15 protein-coding genes are annotated in these 20565 nt (G+C 55.7%); 13 read left to right on the forward strand and 2 right to left on the reverse strand.

What is annotated here, in order from left to right; translation table 11 throughout:
• Positions 1-11: 11 nt before the first annotated feature.
• Positions 12-1715 (reverse strand): ABC transporter ATP-binding protein, encoded by a 1704-nt coding sequence (locus PSAB_RS04165; RefSeq protein WP_025333337.1) that lies wholly within the window; start codon positions 1713-1715, stop codon positions 12-14.
• 299 nt (positions 1716-2014) lie between these two features.
• Here PSAB_RS04165 and PSAB_RS04170 point away from each other — a divergent pair, with 299 nt between their 5' ends.
• Positions 2015-2332, forward strand: a complete 318-nt coding sequence (locus tag PSAB_RS04170; protein ID WP_025333338.1) for a hypothetical protein — start codon at positions 2015-2017, stop codon at positions 2330-2332.
• 32 nt (positions 2333-2364) lie between these two features.
• Here the strand turns inward: PSAB_RS04170 and PSAB_RS04175 are convergent, their stop codons facing one another.
• Complete coding sequence (locus tag PSAB_RS04175) at positions 2365-6483, reverse strand: S-layer homology domain-containing protein (protein ID WP_025333339.1); 4119 nt, start codon at positions 6481-6483, stop codon at positions 2365-2367.
• 257 nt (positions 6484-6740) lie between these two features.
• Between PSAB_RS04175 and PSAB_RS04180 the strand changes: the two genes are divergently transcribed.
• The 12 genes from PSAB_RS04180 (at position 6741) to PSAB_RS04235 (ending at position 20301) form a co-directional block, all read left to right on the forward strand.
• Positions 6741-8879: a right-handed parallel beta-helix repeat-containing protein gene (locus PSAB_RS04180; protein ID WP_158442553.1), complete on the forward strand. Its 2139-nt coding sequence runs from the start codon at positions 6741-6743 to the stop codon at positions 8877-8879.
• Positions 8880-9082: 203 nt separating this feature from the next.
• Positions 9083-9829: a YveK family protein gene (locus tag PSAB_RS04185; protein ID WP_025333341.1), complete on the forward strand. Its 747-nt coding sequence runs from the start codon at positions 9083-9085 to the stop codon at positions 9827-9829.
• 10 nt (positions 9830-9839) lie between these two features.
• The gene (locus PSAB_RS04190) at positions 9840-10478 is read left to right on the forward strand and encodes a CpsD/CapB family tyrosine-protein kinase (RefSeq protein ID WP_025333342.1); all 639 of its coding nucleotides are present in this window, start codon (positions 9840-9842) and stop codon (positions 10476-10478) included.
• A 52-nt stretch (positions 10479-10530) separates the two neighbouring features.
• On the forward strand, positions 10531-12375 hold the full coding sequence (locus tag PSAB_RS04195; RefSeq protein WP_025333343.1) for a polysaccharide biosynthesis protein: 1845 nt from the start codon (positions 10531-10533) through the stop codon (positions 12373-12375).
• A gap of 23 nt (positions 12376-12398) precedes the next feature.
• Positions 12399-13574, forward strand: a complete 1176-nt coding sequence (locus tag PSAB_RS04200; RefSeq protein WP_025333344.1) for a glycosyltransferase family 4 protein — start codon at positions 12399-12401, stop codon at positions 13572-13574.
• Positions 13537-14712, forward strand: coding sequence for a glycosyltransferase (locus PSAB_RS24435; RefSeq protein ID WP_025333345.1), 1176 nt, complete (start codon positions 13537-13539; stop codon positions 14710-14712). The genes PSAB_RS04200 and PSAB_RS24435 overlap by 38 nt, the downstream gene beginning before the upstream one ends.
• Positions 14615-15733: a glycosyltransferase family 1 protein gene (locus PSAB_RS04210; RefSeq protein ID WP_038596516.1), complete on the forward strand. Its 1119-nt coding sequence runs from the start codon at positions 14615-14617 to the stop codon at positions 15731-15733. Before PSAB_RS24435 ends, PSAB_RS04210 begins: the two co-directional genes overlap by 98 nt.
• A 5-nt stretch (positions 15734-15738) precedes the next feature.
• Positions 15739-16686, forward strand: coding sequence for a glycosyltransferase family A protein (locus PSAB_RS04215; protein WP_025333346.1), 948 nt, complete (start codon positions 15739-15741; stop codon positions 16684-16686).
• The gene (locus PSAB_RS04220; RefSeq protein ID WP_025333347.1) at positions 16683-17756 is read left to right on the forward strand and encodes an EpsG family protein; all 1074 of its coding nucleotides are present in this window, start codon (positions 16683-16685) and stop codon (positions 17754-17756) included. The genes PSAB_RS04215 and PSAB_RS04220 overlap by 4 nt, the downstream gene beginning before the upstream one ends.
• A gap of 12 nt (positions 17757-17768) precedes the next feature.
• Entirely contained in the window at positions 17769-18512 is a 744-nt protein-coding gene (locus PSAB_RS04225) for a glycosyltransferase family 32 protein (RefSeq protein ID WP_025333348.1), read from the forward strand.
• 5 nt (positions 18513-18517) lie between these two features.
• Entirely contained in the window at positions 18518-19132 is a 615-nt protein-coding gene (locus PSAB_RS04230; protein WP_025333349.1) for a sugar transferase, read from the forward strand.
• A 5-nt stretch (positions 19133-19137) separates the two neighbouring features.
• Positions 19138-20301 (forward strand): DegT/DnrJ/EryC1/StrS family aminotransferase, encoded by a 1164-nt coding sequence (locus PSAB_RS04235; RefSeq protein ID WP_226991805.1) that lies wholly within the window; start codon positions 19138-19140, stop codon positions 20299-20301.
• The last annotated feature ends 264 nt before the right edge of the window (positions 20302-20565 follow it).

Consider the following 20565-nt stretch of genomic DNA (forward strand, 5'->3'; position numbering starts at 1 on the left):
GGAAGAGCTTGTCACTTGCTTTGAGTGACAAGCTCTTTTTGTTCATATAAGACGCCGCCGGACAGCCGGTAAATATGGTCGCAGACATCGAATACGGACAGGCGGTGCGTGATGGCGATGCATGTTCTCGGGGGCTCGGCATTCCGGATATTTTGCAGGACCGCCCACTCCGTATCCATATCCAGAGCCGATGTAGCCTCGTCGAGCAGGAGGATCGGCGCCGGCCGCAGCAGGGCGCGGGCAATGGCGATTCGCTGGGCCTGGCCTTCGGATAAGCCGGAGCCGTGCTCGCCGATAACCGTATGAATGCCGTGCGGAAGCTTCTCTATAAAGCTTGAAGCACAGGCTGTGTCAAGGGCGGCACGGATTTCCTCATCGGTGGCCGCAGGATTGCCGATTCGCAGATTGCCTTCGATCGTGCCGGAGAAGAGTGTGTTGCCTTGCGGCACATAGGAAAAATAAGACCTTGTATCGGCCGAAAGACGGAGGGGTTCGCGGTTCTTGCCGATGATGCTGATGTTTCCGCTCTGCGGTTCGAGCAATGCCAGCAGAAGCCGGAGGAGTGTGGTTTTGCCTTCTCCCGAGGTCCCGATCAGGGCCACAAGCTCGCCGGGCTTTATGCGAAGATTAACGTCGGTGAGAATCGGCTTGCTTGATTCATAGCTATAGGCGACATGCTCCATGCGCAGTTCAGACAGGCTTTCCTTGTCAACAGACGAAGGAAGCTCTTTTTTGGCTTCCGGCTGCAGCTGTTGAAATACGATCAGCCGCTCCGCCGAGGTGATCATGGCGATGAGGACTGGGAACGTGCGGGCCAAGCCTTCAAGCGGTCCCTGAATCTGCCCGACAAGCTGCAAGAACGCGGTAAACATCCCGAAGCTTGCGGCCCCGGTGGATATGCGGAATGCGCCCCAGATGAAGGCAAGGAAGAAGCCGAGCCGGTAGCCGATTCCCATGGTCAGGTCGGCCGCCGCGTTAAAGCGCGTGCGTTTCAGTATCCAGAACAATCGGTTCTGCTGGGAGGCCTGCACTTTCTCCAGACTGTTTTGTTCATTCTCGAACGTTTTGACAATCAGCAGGTTCTGGATGCATTCATGCAGCAGGGAACGATAGCGGCTTTCGGCGGACTGGATCTGATGCTGCATCCTCTTCAGCTTGCGGCCGATATACCAGCTGATGATTACGGACACGGGCCCGAGCACGAAGGCGAATAGCGCCAGCGTTTTGTCAAAGTAGAGCAATGTAAGGAAGGCGGCCGCGAACTGGACAATCAAGGCGACGATGTTCGGCAGGGTATTGATCAATCCGTCGGTAACATTGGCGGCATCGCTTGTCAGATGGGTCAGCAGATCGCCGCTGTGGTATTTGCCGGCAGCGCTCCACTCCGTCCGGTACAGCCGGTCCATGAAGCGATGCTGCAAATCATTGGCTACCGTCTCTCTCAGTCTAACGGTTCTCAGGGTCAGCAAGGAGGAAAGGCCCAGCTGGAGAATCAGAATCAAGGCAAAGGCTATGGCGTAGACTCCGCTTAGGCGCATGCTGCTCTGTACGGCATGATCGATGACCTGCTTGGAGGCGACGGCGAGGGCCGCTCCGCTCAGGGAAATGACGACATTTAAAAGGATGATCCCGGACAGCGCACCCCATTTTCCCTTCATGCACTGCGTCAGCCAGCGGTAAATATCGGTGTTAAAGAGATGCCTGAGTTTGTTCATGCGTAATCTCCCCAATCTGCCGGATTACTGGAAATAGTTACGGGTAAGGCAGGGACTAAAGTGTGGGTTCGTTCGCTGTAAAAAACATCTGGAAGTAAATACTTGGAATATGTCTCTGGTCTTAAGGTGAAGTCTATCAAAGATCAATCAAAAATCAAGTGTGAGATTTTACGGCTTGGCGGATTGCTCTTATGTTATGTATTTACAAATTCCGGATTCCATAATATTCTTTATAAAGAACCACTTTGTAGTTCATTTAGACTATGTGAAAGAGAGGACTTGGAAGTATGGTAACGTGTATGAAGAAATACGCTCGGCTAACGCTGATTGTGCTGCTCGCCAGCGCGATTATGCTGCCGGCCTCTGCCTATGCATCCTCCGGCCCGGCAGAAGCGAAGTATTCCTCTTCTTATGCGACCTCCTTTTTATCCTCACTGACCAACGTGATTGCTTCCTGGTTTGACAAGGAAGCAACAACGTCCCACAGCGGCAGCAACACTTCCGGTAATTGGTTAAGTTGGCTAAAAGGCAGGGACTGCGATGATGAGAAGGATTGGTGGGAGGACAATGAGCATGATTCCTACAAGCTATGGAAAAAGTATTACAGTTATAAATGAGAAATGGCCCGGGATGCCCCGGGCCATTTTTTTTACTTGTTCAGGATATTGCCGCTCTGTACGTCATTGCTCTTCAGAGCAAGTATGGCTTTATTCAGGATATTATTCTTGACGGTATACGGAGGCGCATTCACACCCGCATAGATGGTGGAAATGCCTATGGCGGCGATGTTGGAGGACACCGTATTGCCGATAATCGAGACGTTGAAGACATCGGCGGGATCGTTACGTTTCCAGTAGTCGTTGATTTTGATCAGTTCGACCGAAGTCCGGGCCAGCTTCATGGCCGTCACCGTATTATTTTCGAGCACGACCCGGTTGGCCGTTTCAACCGTAATGGCTGAAGCATCCCCGTTGACGTTGAACTTGGAGTTCGTGATCTTCAGGTCCAGATTGGCATGGCTTGCGATAAGAGCGGTGTTGCCGGTGGCGTTCGAGGTAAAGGTGCAATTATCGAAGCTGTATACGCCATTGGCAACAATGGGGGAACCGAACCGGCTGCCGTCCGCCGCTTCAAATACAGAGTTCGTGTACGTTCCCTGCGGTAAAGTCATGCCTTGCGCGGAGTTGAATCCGAGCACTTTGATATTATCGAAGGTCGATCCCGGTTTCGGGCTGCCGTTGAAGCTGGCCAGTGCGGCTTCCCCGGTTATGGTCACGTTGGACACGTCAATGGCTTCTCCGCTTAGGGCAAAGCCCGCGTCCACCTTCTTGGTAATCCGGATATTCACATTGGAAACTTTAATGCCTTTCGGATTCTTGGCGCTGACGGACAGCTTTCCGTTGGTGATCTCCATACCGTCGATGATGATATTGGGCCCTTGGAAGAAGGTGCCGGAATCATTCATCCGGTTATTGAGGAAAGTGGCGTCGTGATAGGCCATGATCCGGGTTCCGTCAAAATGATTGTTAACGATCTTGGCGTTCTTAAACGGCTCCGATATGGCAAGGCCGATGATGCCTTTGGAAGCGAGATGGTTGCCCTCAACGGTTGCGTCATGCCCGTCATACAGGATAACGTCATAAACCGCATTATTATAGAATTCGTTGTTTTTAATGAAAATATTGGTGTTCAGGTTTCCGTTCTGTCCGTATCCGCCCTCGACGTCAATCCCCGACTGGGGCGCGATGCCTTTCATATCATGCAGGACGTTGTTTATAATCAGCGCATTGTCGGCCCCTCCGACTGTAATGCCCTGGCGGCGGTTAAAGGCGAACTCGGAGTTCTTAACGACCGCATTCTGGGTTACGGTCCGGTTCCAGGCTTCCAGGTAAGCGCCGTTGGACGTGGCTTTATTGAAGACAAGGTGGAAGTAAGCCGCGCCATCCGGTATCGTCATGATTTCTCTGGCTATAGCTTGCTGATTCTTGATGAAGGAACCGTCCGCGCGATAGAAATACACGGTGAAGCTGACAGGCAGATTGGCAATATTGGATATTTCGAAGGTCCGCTCGGTCTTGAAGATGGCGTTGTTAAAATAAATGCCGTCTTTGGTCCGGACCTTAGCGCTGTCGCTGACCGGCTGGCCGGTTGCGCTGATTCCGCCGGACACAAAGCTGGCGGCGTAGAGATCCTTGAACATGGTGCCAAAGCCGCCAAGCACCAGCCCGTCGCCGGTGAAATTCATCGCTTTGACTCCATCTATCGTCGTGTTCTTGGCGCCTTCGACGAATATGCCGTATCCGCCTTCGTGAGTGCCCGTATTATAAGGGTCCCGCTGGGAATAGTCGTGGGTCAGCTTGTCGCCAAGGTAGGTTCCGCCGCGAAGCGTTACATTGTTCGCGCCGTACCCGACATACATGACATCGTAACGTTCCTTGCCGTTGGTTTCTTTCTGCAGGACGGCATCCATCGGCAGGTCAAACAGCATATCGCCGACCATGTTGATCCGGCTTGCCTTGTCAATCAGATAGGTTCCGGCCGGCAGTGTTGTTGCCGTGATGCCTTTCTGGCGGGCCCAGACCAAGGCGTTGTTAATGCCCTTGACGGTCTCCACCGGATGCGTGCCGTCGTTATAGATTCCCCAGCGTGCCAGTTCAATCAGATAGTGCGTGGGAGAGGCCGTCACGGGCGCGCTCAGGGGTGAGCGGTTGCCGCTGGTGTCAACGGCTTCGACCTGGATGCTGTACGAGACGCCGAAATCCAGGCCTTTCGCTTCGTAAAAGTTCTGCGCGAGCGGCGCGGCGTTCTTTTTTTGCCCGTTCACGTAGACGTTGTATCCGGCCAGATCGCTTTCCTTGCCGGCTGCCCAGGAGACGGAAACTTTGCTTGGACCGCCTGTTGCAGTTACCTCCGCGGGAACGGCCGGCGGGGTAATGTCTTTCGTCCGGATGGAAAGATCAATGCCGCTTGAAGTCTTCACAACCGTATAGACCGTTTTGAGCGTGAAGGAATATTCAGTCGCCCCGGACAGTCCTTCCGCTTTGAATCTGCCGTCCTTCGAAGAGCCAATCAGCACGCCGCCCAGGTAAATATCCACCCGGTCAAAGCCCGGAGAGACGGGATTATTCCAGGTTAGCGTTACCGATGTGCCATCGTCCACAGCAGTCAGCCCGCTGATTTCTTCGGGCTCCGCGTAATCCGGAGCGAGCGGTGTGACCGATACTGCGATGGAGGGCTTCGATTCCAGCAGGGCGTCATTCACAGCGGTCACATACATCTTGTAGGTTTGGCCATTCTTCAATCCGTTCAGCTTGTAGGTGACGCCGGTTACCGTATCGGTATTATTCTTTAAGTCGTCCACATAGATATTGTAGCCGATAATGCCGCTCTCGCCGCTCTCCGTCCAGTTTAACAGCGCCGCGCTGTCCGTAGCGGAGGCGGACAGTCCGGCCGGAGGGGATGGAAGGCTGGCAGTCGTTGTCGTCATGCTTAATTCGGTGCCTGCGGACTCCATGCCGTTCAGATTAACGGTTTTGAGGACAAAATGGTAGGTTGTGGCGGGAAGAAGACCGGTTTCCTGGTAGAACGTACCGGTTGTCGATTTCTTCAGGCTTCCTTCTTTATAAATGTTAACGGCTTTAAAATCGGCATACGCCGGATTGGTCCAGCTAAAAGATAGGCTGGTCGGACCGCTGAGCGGCTTCAATCCGTACACTTCCTTCAGCACAGTCGTTGGGCTGGGAGCAGATGTCGGCGCAGGCGTTGGCGCAGGCGTCGGTGCCAGGGTTGGCGCCGGTGCCGGTGTTGGTGCAGGCGCCGGTGTCGGTGTTGGTGCAGGCGCCGGTGTCGGTGCCGGTGTCGGTGCAGGCGCCGGTGCAAGTGTCGGTGCAGGCGTCCGCGCGGCTGTCGGCGCGGGAGTCGGCGTCGGTACGGGTCCGGGCGTCGTACCGGGCGACGGGGCTGCGGTCGGTTCAAGGGACGGTTCAGCCGAAGGAGCCGAAGCACCCCCGCCTCCGGTTCCGCCGCCGCCAATGGCGGCCATCGCAACAGCGGCGGGAGGTTCGCTCGCGGATACGCCTTCCGGCGAAGCGGACGGACTGGAGGCCGTCGATGCCTCTTGTGATCCGGTGTCGCCGTACCGCAGATCCTGGTAGAGCGTTCTTGCGAGCAGGGCCGCGAATTCGGACCGGGTTACCTTTTTGGACGGCTGGAATTTGCCGTTCTCGTCTCCGACTGCGATGCCGTTCGTTAAGAGCTTGTCGATGGACGAAGCCGCCCAGTGGTTGCCGACGTCGGAGGCGAGGGCCGCATCATTCGCCCCCTGGCTGTCCAGATCGAAGGCGCGCGCGAGAAGCACGGCGCTGTCGGCCCGGGTCAGCGTCTCGCCGGGACGGAACGAGCCGTCCATATAGCCGGTGATGAGATTGGACTTCTTCGCGGCTTCGATGTACGGATAGGCCCAATAGGCCGGCGTCACATCGGAAATCGCCTGCGGAACGCCATCATTCGGGTCGATGTCAAGCTGACTTGCCTGAACGATGATTTTTACGGCTTCGGCCCGGGTGATTGGATTGTCCGGACGGAAGGTTCCGTCGTTGTACCCGCCGATCAGCCGCTCATCTTTCAGGCGGTAGATCTCTTTTTGCGCCCAGTGCTTGGACGAAATGTCGGAGAACAACGCCGGACCGGCTGCCTCCGCCCGGGGAAAGCTTGGCGTCAGCAGGGCGGCGATCAGAAGCAATGTGAGAGTTCCTGCTATTTTTTTCATGCGGATTATCCCTTCTGTTGAGGTAATTTGTAATCGGAATTGTTGCCTGACATAGTTTATCGGAATTCGCTATAAAGGATTGAAGACGGAAAACAGGAGATTTGGAGGAAAAAGAGCAGGTCTAAAGAACCGTTTTTGCTGAGTGGGACTTAAGCCTTTCCATTCGAAAAAAAACGTGATAGTCTAAAATAGCATAGTTCGTTTTAAAGAACGTTTGATATAGACATTGAATCTTGAAGTGGGAGGACGAAATGGGAATGAGCAAAGCTTTATGGAGATTTCTTCTGCCTTTGTTTGTTTTGCTGCTGCTTTCAGGGGGGCCGCCCCAGATCTATGGTCAGGATTCATCCGAACCGCAGCCTCCGGTGATGATCGAGCTGTCCAAGTGGCAGATTTATAATGACGAAACCCATCCGGCGGAAACGACCAAAGGCATCAACGCGGCTTTAAGCACGCTGCATAAGAGCGGGGTTCAAGCTGTGACGCTTCCGTCCGGCACCTACCTGATTGATAAGGACAGCCGCATTAACATGGTCAGCGATATGACGTTTGTGTTGCCGGATGACGCCGTGCTGCAGAAGGAGGCCAACGGAAAAGAGCGGTACGAAACGATGTATCTTGGCTACGGTGTGGACAATGTTACCTTAAAGGGAGGAACCTACAGCGGAGACAAGAACCAGCATGATTTCTCCAAAAAGGACAGCCCGCATAGTGCGGGGACGCACGAGAACGGATACGGCATTTTGATGGAGGGAGCGTCCAATGTTGTGGTCGACGGCGTCAAGACCGTTAATTTTACCGGTGACGGGATGACGATCGGCGGCGTTGGCACGTTGATTAAAGACCTGTATGAGAAAGGCTTTGTTTCCGGAGCGCTGGGCGCCAAAGGCCAGGCCGTGAACAACAAGAACAAAATTCGCACCCAGACACCAATTCCGCTGACCGCTCCCATTCTTCAAACGGAAAAAACTATCGAAATCTCAAACGTCAAAAAGCTGCCGTATACGTTCGAAGTCTATTTCTACCAAAGCGGCGGCAAATTCATCAAGAAAATATCGGCCAAGGCCCGCGATCAAATTGCCATTCCTCCCGAAGCCGCCTATTGTCATCTTGTGCTGAATCAGGCGTCATCCAAGGGCGGCTATCTGGAGGTGTGGAACCGGGTCGTCAGCCGGAACATTACGGTACGAAACTCGGAGTCCGCGTTCAACCGGCGCCAGGGCATCACGGTCGGCGGAGCCGACAATGTGCTGATTACCGGGAATCTGCTCCACGATATCAAAGGAACGGCCCCGCAGTCCGGCGTTGATGTGGAGGGCGGATACGGGGAGAACGGCAATCTGAACACGAACATTACGATCAGGAACAATCAGTTCTACAACAACGCCGCCTATGACGCCATTCTGTACGACGGGCGGAACGCCTGGGTGGACGGGAATCATTTTGCCTCCAGGGGAGCCATTGGACTTGCTGTATCCGAGCCGTTTCGCGGCGCCTGGATTTCCGGCAACCAATTTGATGGTACGCGCATTTATGCTTACCGTGATGCAACCCTGCAAAATAACAGCATGAACGATTCCGTCACCTTTTTCGAAGGGCCGAATATTGTGATTGATGGAATGAAGATTACGAACGGCACACTTGCTTTAAGCGCGAAACAGGCGTTCGGAATCAAGGTGTCCAATGTCGACATCGCCATTACGCAAAAAGTGGATGCAGGGCTTAGCGTCAACAATCAGCCGGTGCGCCTCAGCAATGTTACGATTACCGGGGAGCCCTCTTTACGTAGTGTTTCGGGGAACGCCGCCCCGGGAAGCGTGTTCGATCAGTTGAAGGTGATTGGCTACAATGCCGCTTACGGGCTGTCCCTGCCGCCGGGAATCTACAAGAACAGCCGCTTCGAGGCGGCGGAAAGCGGGAAATTTGGGACTCTTTCAGCCGTTCTGGCCGGAGAGTACATGTTTGACGGCTGCACGTTTAGAGGGAATACGGATGGGGCGGGCACGCTGTACGCCGAGAACAAGCAGTTAAAGCTGGCCGTGAAGAATTCTACCTTCGAGCTGCCGGGCAGCATGCAGGCTGTCAGCATTCAAGCGGCGCAGAGCGTTCTTGTGGAGAACAATGTGGTGAACGCGGAGCATCTGACTTCCAAGGGCACGGAGTTGATCAAAATAGGCGATTATTGGAAGCGGAACGAACCGTATGATGTGCTGGGCGCGGTAATCCGGAAGAACAAGATTACGAGCAACCTGCAGGCCGTGGGGATCTCGACGGAGTATGCCGGAGTAAATGCGCCTCCCTATCAAATCGAAGGCAATATCCTAGTTAATGCGCGGCTCTCTCTGAAAGCGAATGATAGAGTCAATAACAATATACTGAAGCAGCTTAAATATTGACCGGGCGAAGAAGCGGCTCCATTTGTCATTCCTGTGATGAGTGGAAGCCGCTTTTTTTGGTGCGTATGAACGAACAGGAACTGATCTTTATAACAAACAAAATCACCGAAATTAAGGGGATAATAGTTGACACGTTCTATATAAAGAACTAAAATTAACGCACAACGTTCTTTATTACGTTACTCTTTAAAGTGGGTGAGAACATGGAAGATGAGAACACGGCATACGAAAAAGAACCTCCAGCGAGAGCCCCGGTCAAGGAAATCAACTTGAAAGAATGGGCTTTAGTCATCAAACGGAGAATATGGATTATTCTCCTGCCAACCCTCCTTTTTGCCGTGCTGGGGGGGCTGTACAGCTCTCAGCCGGAAGTGCCCCTGTACTCTTCTTCGGCAAGAATCATGATTCCCGCAACTACACCCGAGCAGCTCAGCACAATCAAAGTGTTCATTCGGGAGCCTGTTGTTCTGGAACGAGTGATCCGGGAGACCGGTATCCCGAGATCGCCTGAAGGCCTGCGCGGCCAGATCAGCGTGGACAGTGTAGACAATTCCATCATTACGCTCATTTCAGTTGTTGACCCCGACCCTGCGGTCGCGCCGCAGCTCGCCAATGCCGTCGTTCGCGTGTTCGCCGATGAAGTAAACAAGCGCATGGGCTTTACCGGAATCAATATGCTTACGGAAGCGGCCGAAGCTCCTAATCCTGCGCCGATTAATCCGCCGAGCGACCGTGCGCTGAAGGTGGGGCTGTTTGCCGGTCTTGTCATTGGTTTGGGGCTGGCCTTCCTTCTGGATTCGCTGGACGACACCCTGCGCTCCGAGGAAGACATTGAACGGATACTTGGCGTCGATTCACTGGGTCAGGTCTCCAAATTCCAGCGTAAGAACTTCTCGGGCAATTCCCGAAGAAAAAATGAGTATATACGGGGTGAGGCTATTGGCTCATAGGGAGAGAAAGTTGGATTCGCGTGCGGCGTACGGCTGTCTTCTCGTCCATCACATTCCCACCGCGGCGGCTTCCGAGCAGTACAGAAGGATACGGAACAACATTCGGATAGCGTCGGGAAAAAAAGAGCGGCTGTCGCTGGTCATTACCTCTCCTTCGCCCGGGGAAGGGAAATCGACCTCGGCCGCGAACCTGGCGGTAAGCTTCGCCCAGCGGGGGGATAAAGTGCTCCTTGTGGATGGCAATGTCAGGAACCCGGTTCTGAACCAGGTGTTCGGCATCAAGCAATGGCCCGGGCTCTCCGACGGGCTGGCTACCGGGATTGATTTTGACGAAATCGTGTATCCGACGAGCATTGAGGGGCTGGCCGTCATTCCCGGCGGGTCGCCCATGCCGGGAACGGCCGATCTGCTGGACTCCCGGGTGATGGAGGAGCTATTGGAGCGGGCCAAAGCCAAATATACGGTCATCCTGATCGACAGCCCGGCGGTACTCGATACGCCCGACGCGATCGCGCTGGCAGGCCGGTGCGACGGAGCCGTGCTCGTTCTGCGCAGCGGAAAGACGCAGCAGAAGAAAGCGATTGAAGCGAAGCGTCTGCTCGATTTTGGAAAGGTGAACCTCTTGGGCACCGTGCTTAACCGGAGTTAGGAACAGGACGAATGCGCAGTTCATTTCTTTTGGGGAAGGAGTTGGGTGAACGTTGCTTTATAAGCATCGGCTATCCGTTTTAATTGTGCTGGATTCGTTTATTGTGCTTACGGCCATCTTCGCAAGCAGCTTTCTGGTTAACGCTACTCTCGACGTCTTTACATATCCGGTGATTATCAGTTCGGTTACGTTGCTCCTCAGTCATCACATCTTCGCATTTGTGTACCATCTCTACCGCAAAGCCTGGAAGTATGCCGGCGTTGAAGAAAGCCTCCTCATTGCGAAGGTGGTGTCCTTCTCCTTGCTTGCGGCGGCCACCGTACAGTTCGTCTTCTCGTACGACGTTCAGTACCGGCTGCTGCTGGTCACCTGGATGCTTCATATGATGCTGATCGGCGGGTCGCGGTTTTGCTGGCGGGTGCTCAGAACCGCACATGCCAAGCAGGAGACGGGCAGCGCGCCGGACGGCGCCAAACGGACGCTGATCATCGGCGCAGGGTCGGCCGGAACCATGGTTGCCAGGCAGCTTCTGTCCGGAGCAGATAAGGAGCTGAAACCGGTCGCTTTTGTCGACGATCATTTGAGCAAGCTTGGCCTTGATATTATGGGGATTCCTGTTGCCGGCCGAATCAAGGATATTGAATACGTAGCGGGGCGGTATCAGGTGGAGCATATCGTCATCGCGATTCCTTCCCTGCCCAAAGCCCGGCTGAAGGCGATTTACGAAGAATGCGCCAAGACCTCGGCCAAGACTCAGACGATTCCGATGCTTGAGGATATTGCGAGCGGCAAAGTGGCGGTCAGCCAGTTCCGGGACGTTCAGGTTGAGGATCTGCTCGGCAGAGAGCCGGTGCGCCTGGATCTTGACAGTATTTCCGGGTATGTAACGGGCAAGGTTGTGCTCGTCACGGGAGCGGGCGGTTCCATCGGCTCGGAGGTATGCAGGCAGATTTCCAGATTCAAGCCCAAAAAGCTGGTGCTGCTCGGCCATGGGGAGAACAGCATCTATACGATTGAAATCGAGCTCAAAGCGATGTTCCGGGACTCGGGCATCCAATTCTATACCGAGATTGCGGATCTGCAGGATGAGAGCAAAATTATGACCCTGATGAAATTTCATCAGCCGGATGTTGTCTATCACGCCGCCGCCCACAAACATGTGCCGCTGATGCAGCGCAATCCCGAGGAAGCGGTCAAGAACAACATTATCGGCACGATGAATATCGCCGAGGCGTCGAGCCTGACGGGAGTGGGAACGTTTGTCATGATCTCCACGGACAAAGCGGTCAATCCGACCAGCGTCATGGGATCGACCAAACGGATCGCCGAGATGATTATCCAGCATATGGACCGGTTCAGCGCAACCAAGTTTGTCGCCGTCCGGTTCGGCAATGTGCTGGGAAGCCGCGGCAGCGTCATCCCGCTGTTCCGCAAACAGATTGAACAAGGCGGGCCGGTGACCGTTACCCATCCGGATATGGTCCGTTATTTCATGACGATTCCCGAGGCATCGCGGCTGGTCATACAGGCGGGCGCGCTGGCGCGCGGGGGAGAGATTTTCGTGCTGGATATGGGAGAGCCGGTCAAGATTGTCGATTTGGCCAAAAATCTCATCCGCATGTCGGGCTACTCCGCCCAGGAAATCGGCATCGAATTCACCGGCATGAGACCGGGAGAGAAGCTGTACGAGGAGCTTCTGAGAGATACAGAGGTTCATGATGTTCAGGTCTACCCCAAGATTTATGTCGGCAAGTCCTATGAAGTGAACTTTGAAGCCATCAATCACCTGCTAGAGGCCTATGATTCGCTGTCCATCGAAGAGCTGAGAAGCCTGCTGCTGGATATCGCCAACAACCGCTTCGAGAAGGTTCCTGTGAAAAAAGCGACGGTTGTGTAGAGCCAAGGAAAGGAAGGCCGCCCATGTCCCGAAAAGTGTTGTTTTGCGCAACCGTCGACTTTCATTTCAGAGCCTTTCATCTGCCTGTCATGGAATGGTTTAAACAGCGGGGCTGGGAGGTTCATGTCGCGGCGCGCGGCGAGCTTGATCTGCCTTTCACCGACAGGAAGTTCAATATCCCCATTGAACGGTCTCCGCTGCGCGGCGGGAATTGGGCGGCTTACCGCGAGCTGAAGGAAATTATAAGGACCAACGATTATGACCTGGTTCATGCGCATACGCCGATGGGCGGGGTCCTGGCCCGTCTGGCCGCGGCGGGTTCGCGCAAGAAGGGAACCCGGATGCTGTACACCGCCCACGGCTTTCATTTCTGCAAGGGATCTTCGCTTGCAAGCTGGCTGCTCTATTATCCGGTCGAGAGGGGCCTGTCGCGGCTGACAGACTGTCTGATTACCATCAATGAAGAAGATTACCGGCTGGCCGCGGGGCGGAGGTTCAAAGCCGGGCGGATCGAGCATGTGCACGGCGTAGGCGTGGATACCGACAAATTCAGGCCCGCCGCCCCTGCTGAAAAGCTCAGGCTACGGCAGCAATCCCCCTACGCAGCGGAGGATGTGCTGATGTTCTACGCCGGGGAGTTCAACGGCAACAAGAACCATCAGCTCCTTATCCGAGCGTTAGCCCGGGCCCAGGATCAGGGAGCCGCAATCCGGCTGCTGCTCGCGGGAGAGGGGCCGCTGCAGGAGCAGTGCCGCCAGCTGGCGGCGGAGCTAGGGGTCGCCGGACGGGTCGAGTTTCTCGGCTACCGGCGAGACATCGACCGGCTGCTGCCCTTGTGCGACGCGGCGGTTTCCTCAAGCCTGCGGGAGGGGCTGCCGGTCAATATTATGGAGGCGATGGCCTGCGGCCTCCCCATTATCGCCACAAGAAACCGGGGACATGCGGAGCTTGTGAAGCCCGGGGAGAACGGGTATCTTGTGGAGCCCGGTCCCGGGCAGGAAGACAGGCTGGCTGAGTATATGTTTGAGCTCAGCTTGTCCGCCGGTTTGCGGAGCCTGATGGGGAACAAGAGTCTGGAGCTTATCCAGACGTATCAGTTGAAGTCGGTCGTCAGGGAGCTGAGCTCCATCTACATAGGGCATATGCGGGAGGAGGAGAGCGATGAAACCGGAAATCAGCGTTATCGTGCCCATATATAATATGGAGGCCTATTTGCCGCGCTGCCTGGACAGTCTGCTGAACCAAACCTTCAGCGATCTGGAGATTATCGCCGTCAATGACGGATCGGCGGACGGCAGCCTCTCCATCCTCCTGGATTATGCCGGCCGGGACAGCCGCATCATTCCGGTCAACCGGGACAACGGCGGCGTATCTTCCGCCCGCAATGAAGGGATCGGCCGCGCAAGAGGAAGGTACATCGCCTTTGTCGATCCGGATGATTGGGTGGAGCGCGAGATGTTCATGAAGATGCGCGAAGCGGCGGAGATGGAAGAGGCGGATATCGTCATGTGCACGTATATGCGCGAATTCGGGACGCATGCGAAAGAGAAAATCTTTCCGCTTCCGGACATGAAGGTATACCGTCACCAAGAGGTCCAGGACCGGATTACGAGGCGGCTGTTCGGCCCGCTGGGAGAGGAATTGGCGGAGCCCGAGTATCTGGACGCCTGGGGCACCGTATGGGGGAAGCTGTACCGTGCGGATTTGATCAAGAGGGCGGCGGCCTCTTTTATCAACCTTGAAACGATCGGCACCAACGAGGATTCGCTCTTCAATATCCAGGTATGCCACCATGCCCGTTCCTTCGTCTTCCTGGGCCGCCCGTTCTATCATTACTGGAAGGTCAACGCTTCCTCCATCACCTCACGCCATAACCCTTTGCTGGAGAGCAAATTCAACAATCTGTACGCACACATGGAAGCCTATATCCGCGAGCGCGGGCTGCCAGAGGAATATACGGCGGCGCTGCATAACCGGATCTGCGTCAATACGCTGGGGCTCGGCCTCAATATCATTAGCGAGGACAACAGGGCTTCGGCATTCGGCAAAATCAGAGAGATTCGCGCGCTGGTTGCAAAGCCCGACGTCGCCGCCTCCTTTGCCGGATTTGAACTGCGGTACTGCGCGGGGGCCTGGAAAATCTTCTTTCTGATGGGGAAATGGAAAATGGCTGCAGGAATGTATCTCATGCTGATCGCGATCAACCGATTGCGAATGAGGAAGACGGGAGGTGCGGACAATGGGGCCCGTTCGAATTCTTCAGGTCGTCACCGTCATGAACAGGGGCGGACTGGAAACGATGCTCATGAACTACTATCGCCAGATGGACCGCGATGATATTCAGTTTGATTTCATGGTGCACCGGGAGGAAAGGGGGCATTACGACGATGAAATCGAGGCCATGGGCGGTGTTATCTACCGGATGCCGCCGATCAAGCCGGGGAATTACCGGCGGTATTTTGGAAGGCTGAGGGAATTCTTTAACGCGCACCCGGAATACCGGGTGGTTCATTCCCACATCAACGAGAACAGCAGCTTTGTACTGAGGGCCGCCAAAAGAGCGGGGATTCCGTGCCGGATTGCCCACAGCCACCTTAGCGATCTGAAGCTGGATCTGAAATTTCCCTTCCGCGTATACGCCAAAGCGGTGATGAAGGATAATCCGAACCGGTACTTTGCCTGCTCGAAGAAGGCGGGACGCTGGCTGTTCGGCACCGCGAGGGAGAGCGCTCTCGTCGTGATGAATAACGCGATCAACCTTCGGGAATTTGCCTTTGACGCGGGCGTCCGTGAGCAGGTGAGAAGCGAGCTTCAGGCGGGCGATCGCCTCGTAATCGGCCACGTCGGGCGGTTCAACGAGCAGAAGAACCATACGTTTCTGATTGATATTTTTCACAGCGTTTATCTGCGGAACCCTAATGCGCTTCTCGTTCTGGTCGGTGAGGGCTATCTGGAGCCGGCGATCCGGCAAAAAGTTAAACAGCTCGGATTACAGGACCATGTCGCCTTCCTGGGCGTCCGTTCGGATATTCCGAGGCTGATGCAGGGCATGGACCTGTTCTTGTTCCCGTCCTTGTTTGAAGGGCTGCCCGTCGTTCTGGTGGAAGCGCAGGCAGCCGGACTGAGGTGCATCGCTTCAAGCTCGATTACCCGGGAATCGGATTTGACGGGCAGGGTACGGTTCATCGGTCTTCAGGAGCCGGTCGATACCTGGGCGCAGGAGATTCTGGACAGCTCCTGCGAGCGTGCGGATACATCGGAGCAGCTTCGCGAGAGCGGGTATGACTCCGCGAAGACCGCGGAGTGGCTGGCTTCTTTTTACCATACGGAATGTCAGCCGATTCTTAATCAGAGGTGAGCACAATGGCGCCAACGCTAACGGTCTTTACTCCAACCTACAATAGAGCCCATACGCTGCATTTATGCTACCAGAGCCTGATCAGGCAGTCGTGCCGGGACTTTGTCTGGCTGATTATCGACGACGGCTCGACGGACCGGACCCGGGAGCTGGTTGAGGAGTGGACCTGGGAGGGCAAGGTTCCGATCCGCTACCACTACCAGGACAATCAGGGGATGCACGGCGCGCATAACGCCGCCTATGAACGGATCGACACGGAGCTTAACGTATGCATCGACTCCGATGATTATTTGGCCGATGACGCGGTGGACCAAATCATTTCGTTCTGGAAGAAGCACGGAAGCCTGGAATATGCGGGCATCGTGGGGCTGGACGCCTCGCCGGACGGAGAGGTGATCGGGACGGAAATGCCGGGGAACCTGAAGGCGTCGACGCTGAGCGGCCTGTACGCCAAATGGAAGGTCAAGGGCGACAAAAAGCTGGTCTACCGCACGCAGGTGACAAGCGGCGTTCCGCCGTATCCGATTTTTCCGGGCGAGCGGTATGTTCCGCTGTCGTATAAATACTTGCTGATCGATCAGCAGCTTCCGCTGCTGGTTATGAACGAGGTGCTCTGCCATGTGGAATACCGGACCGACGGCTCCAGCCTGAACATGCTGAACCAATACCGCAGGAACCCGCAGGGCTTTGCTTTTTTTCGGAAAGTGGCGATGCAGTACGCGCCGTCGTTCAAAGAACGGTTCCGCGAAGCCGTTCATTATGTGTCGAGCAGCCTGATTATGGGGAACCGCAGGTTTGTCGCAGAGTCGCCCCGCAAGGGAGTGACGCTGCTCGCGTCGCCGCTCGGACTCTTGCTGTACCTGTACATCCGGCGGACGCAGCGCTCCGCTCCGGTCTCCGCGCCGGAAGCTCCGAGCCCGGCCAGGCTGCTGCAGGAGCGTGACGCGCAATGACCGTGTTATGGATTCACTTGGCGTTCGCTTTTCTGCTCTCGCTGTCGGCCAGGTACTTCTCGATGCCAAGCGGTGCGCTGCCGGCAGGCGTCAGGCCGAACCGTCTGCTGTTCATTCTGACGGCGCTGTGGTTCTGCCTCATTTCCGGGCTGAGAAAGAACATCGGAGACACGGAAACGTATATCCGTACCTACCGGACCGTGGATTTTACCTGGGAGTATATCTGGAAGACGGGCGACATCGGGTTCAATATTTTTCAAAAAATCTTGAAGATGTACACGAGCAACCCGCAATACATGATCCTGATTACGGCGTTTGTCACCAACATGCTCATTATTATGGTGCTCTACAAATATGCCCGGCTGTTCGAGCTTGGCGTGTTTATCTATATTACTTCCGGCTCGTTTATTGTCTCGATGAACGGAATCCGGCAGTATCTGGCGGCTTCGATCGTCTTTGCGGCTTCGAAATATCTTTTTGCGGGGGACTGGAAGCGGTATTTCCCGGTTGTCCTGTTCGCCGCCTTGTTTCACCAGAGCGCCCTGGTCCTTATTCCCATTTATTTTCTAGTCCGCCGGAAGGCCTGGACCCTGTCGACCCTGCTGCTGCTGGGAGTTGCGGTTATTATCGTCTTTGGCTTCAATCAATTTTCGGAGCTGCTGTTCTCGGCGATCAAGGACACGAACTACGGCAAGTATGAAACGTTCTCGGAGGGTGGCGCCAACATGCTGCGGGTGCTCTTCTACGGACTGCCGCTGGTGGCCGCTTATCTCGGTAGGCAGAAGCTGAGAGCCATCTTTTCCGATAGCGATGTGATCGTCAACATGTCTTTGATCGGCTTTGTCCTGATGCTGATTTCTACCCAGAACTGGATTTTCGCAAGGCTGGCGATCTATTTTAACCTTTATCAGGTTTTGCTTGTGGCCTGGATCGTCAAGGCGTTCCGGAAAAAGGATCAGAAGCTGGTCTATATGCTGCTGCTTGGCGTGTATCTGGTCTATTTCTTTTATGAAAATGTGCTTACGCTCGGCATCGAATATCGAAGCAATTTCATTACTTGGTTCAATTAAGGAGGCAGCCGGATGAATTCTTCGGAGAAAATCCCCAAGGTTGTCCACTACTGCTGGTTCGGCCGCGGCGAGAAGCCGGGAAAGCTAAGGAAGTGCATTAGAAGCTGGCATAAGCACCTGCCTGAATATAAGTTCGTGGAATGGAACGAGGACAACTTCGATGTCACGGTCAACCGGTATGTGCGGGAAGCCTATGAGCGGCGAAAATACGCGTTTGTCAGCGACTACGCCCGGCTGCAGGCCTTATACGACCACGGCGGAGTCTACCTGGACACGGATGTTGAGGTCATCAGACCGCTGGACCGTTTTCTGGAGCTGGGGGCTTTCTCGGGCTTCGAGGACGGGCATTTTCTGCAATCCGGCACGATGGGCGCGGTCGCGGGGCATCCCTGGATCAAGGAGCTTCTGGATTATTACGAGACTCGGAGCTTTCTGCTGCCGGACGGCTCACCCGATACGACGACGAACACAGCGGTAATCAGCGGGATTTGCACGCGGCACGGTTTGGAGCTGAACGGGCAGTATCAGGTGACGGCGAATGGCGTGAGCTTTTTCCCGAGGACCTACTTCAGCCCATACGACTACATCAACGGGGGAAGCTATCTGACCGGGGACAGCTATACGATTCACCATTTCGCGCAGTCCTGGCTGCCGCTTCGCGTCAGGATCAGGAGCGGTGTGAAGCGGACGGTCAGCCGTGTGGTAGGTCCGGACAATATCGCAAGAATGCGAAAATTATTTTCTCAAGGGTCGTGAAGAGGATGAAAAGAGGGTTTGATCTCGCCGTGTCGCTCACGGTATTGCTCTTGTTCTCTCCGGTTATCGCGGTTACGGCGCTGCTGGTCCGGCTGAAGCTCGGCTCGCCGGTTCTGTTCAAGCAGCAGAGGCCCGGTCTGCACGGCCATCCGTTCCATGTCTATAAATTCAGGACGATGACGGATGAGCGGGACGGTTCGGGGCAGCTGCTGTCCGACCATATCCGCCTGACGCCGTTTGGACAGTTTCTCCGCAAATACAGCCTTGATGAGCTTCCCCAGCTGTGGAATGTGGTCAAGGGAGACATCAGCCTTGTCGGTCCCAGGCCGCTGCTTATGAGCTATCTGCCGCTGTATTCGGAAGAGCAGGCCAGGCGGCATCTGGTGAAGCCGGGAATCACCGGCTGGGCCCAGGTGAACGGACGCAACGCCATTTCCTGGGAGGAGAAATTCAAGCTGGATACGTGGTATGTCGATCACCGGAGCTTCGCTCTGGATCTGAAAATTCTGGCCTTGACCCTGCTGAAAGTCGTCAAATCGGAGGGCATCAGCAGTGGAAATCATGTGACCATGCCCGTATTTCAGGGAGGCGTGAACAAAGAAGAAGGAAGTCGAGGTTGATGAGAATGGCACAAGAACGGATCTTTCTGTCCCCGCCCCATATGAGCGGCCGGGAGCAATTATATATCGATGAAGCGTTCGATACGAACTGGATTGCCCCGCTCGGCCCCAATGTCGACGCCTTCGAAAGGGAGATTGCCGAATATACCGGCTCTCTCGGAGCCGCTGCGCTGAGTTCGGGCACGGCAGCCATTCATATCGCGCTCCGCCTGCTGGATATCGGGCCCGGCGACCGGGTATTCTGCTCCAGCTTTACTTTCATAGCGAGCGCCAATCCCGTGCTTTATGTCGGGGCTGAGCCGGTCTTCATCGATTCGGAGCCGGAGACCTGGAACATGTCTGTCGATGCGCTGACAAAAGCCTTCGAGGACGCCGACCGGGAGGGCCGTCTCCCCAAGGCGGTCATCGTCGTTCATCTGTACGGGCAGAGCGCCCGGATGAAGGAGATTTTGGCCCTGTGCAACCGGTATGAGGTGCCGGTGATTGAGGATGCCGCGGAATCGCTGGGCTCCACCTATGAAGGCAAGGCGAGCGGCACCTTCGGCAAGTTCGGCATCTACTCGTTCAACGGCAACAAAATTATTACGACCTCCGGCGGAGGCATGATCGTATCTGACGACGAGGAGGCGCTAAACAAGGCGCGCTTCCTGGCGACGCAGGCAAGGGATCAGGCGCCGCATTACCAGCACAGCGTCATGGGCTACAATTACCGGCTCAGCAATCTCCTCGCGGGAGTGGGCCGGGCCCAGCTTCAGGTTCTGGAAGAGCGGGTGGAGGCCAGGAGAGCCGTGTTCGAGAACTACCGGACGGCTTTCGGCGAGCTGAAGGGCATCGAGTTCATGCCGGAACTGCCGAGTACGCGCTCGAACCGGTGGCTGACCGCCCTCACCCTTGATGAAGAGAAAGCCGGGGTGAACATCAGCGACCTGCTTGCGGCGCTTGCCGCTGACAATATCGAAGCCCGGCCGCTGTGGAAGCCGCTGCATCTTCAGCCGGTCTTCGCGGGCTCGCGCTTCTATCCGCACAGCGGGACGCTGTGCGTGTCCGAGCGCCTGTTCCAATCCGGCATTTGCCTTCCTTCCGGATCGAGCCTGAGCGCAGAGCAGCAGCAGCGGGTGATCGACAGCATCTGGCGCTCGCTGGAAAAGGTAGCGAACCCTGCCCGTTAGGCGTGCCGGGGATGTACAGGCGCGTGAAGACCGTGAGGAGCAAAGCCGTGGCTGGCGGAAGCGATGGGCAGGGACCGGCCGAATCGGCAGCGGGCGCGGGAGGGGCGGAAGTGGCTGGCGGAAGCGGGGAGGGGCGGAAGTCAGGGACGGGCAGAACCCGCTGTGTGGAGCCAGGGAGGGGAGTTCGTAGCAGGTGAAAACCGGGAACGGACTAAATCCGCATGGGCGGAAGCCCAGACATGCGGATTAGGGGACGGGTCGAAC

The organism is Paenibacillus sabinae T27 (assembly GCF_000612505.1).
Taxonomy (GTDB): Bacteria; Bacillota; Bacilli; order Paenibacillales; family Paenibacillaceae; genus Paenibacillus_AQ; species Paenibacillus_AQ sabinae.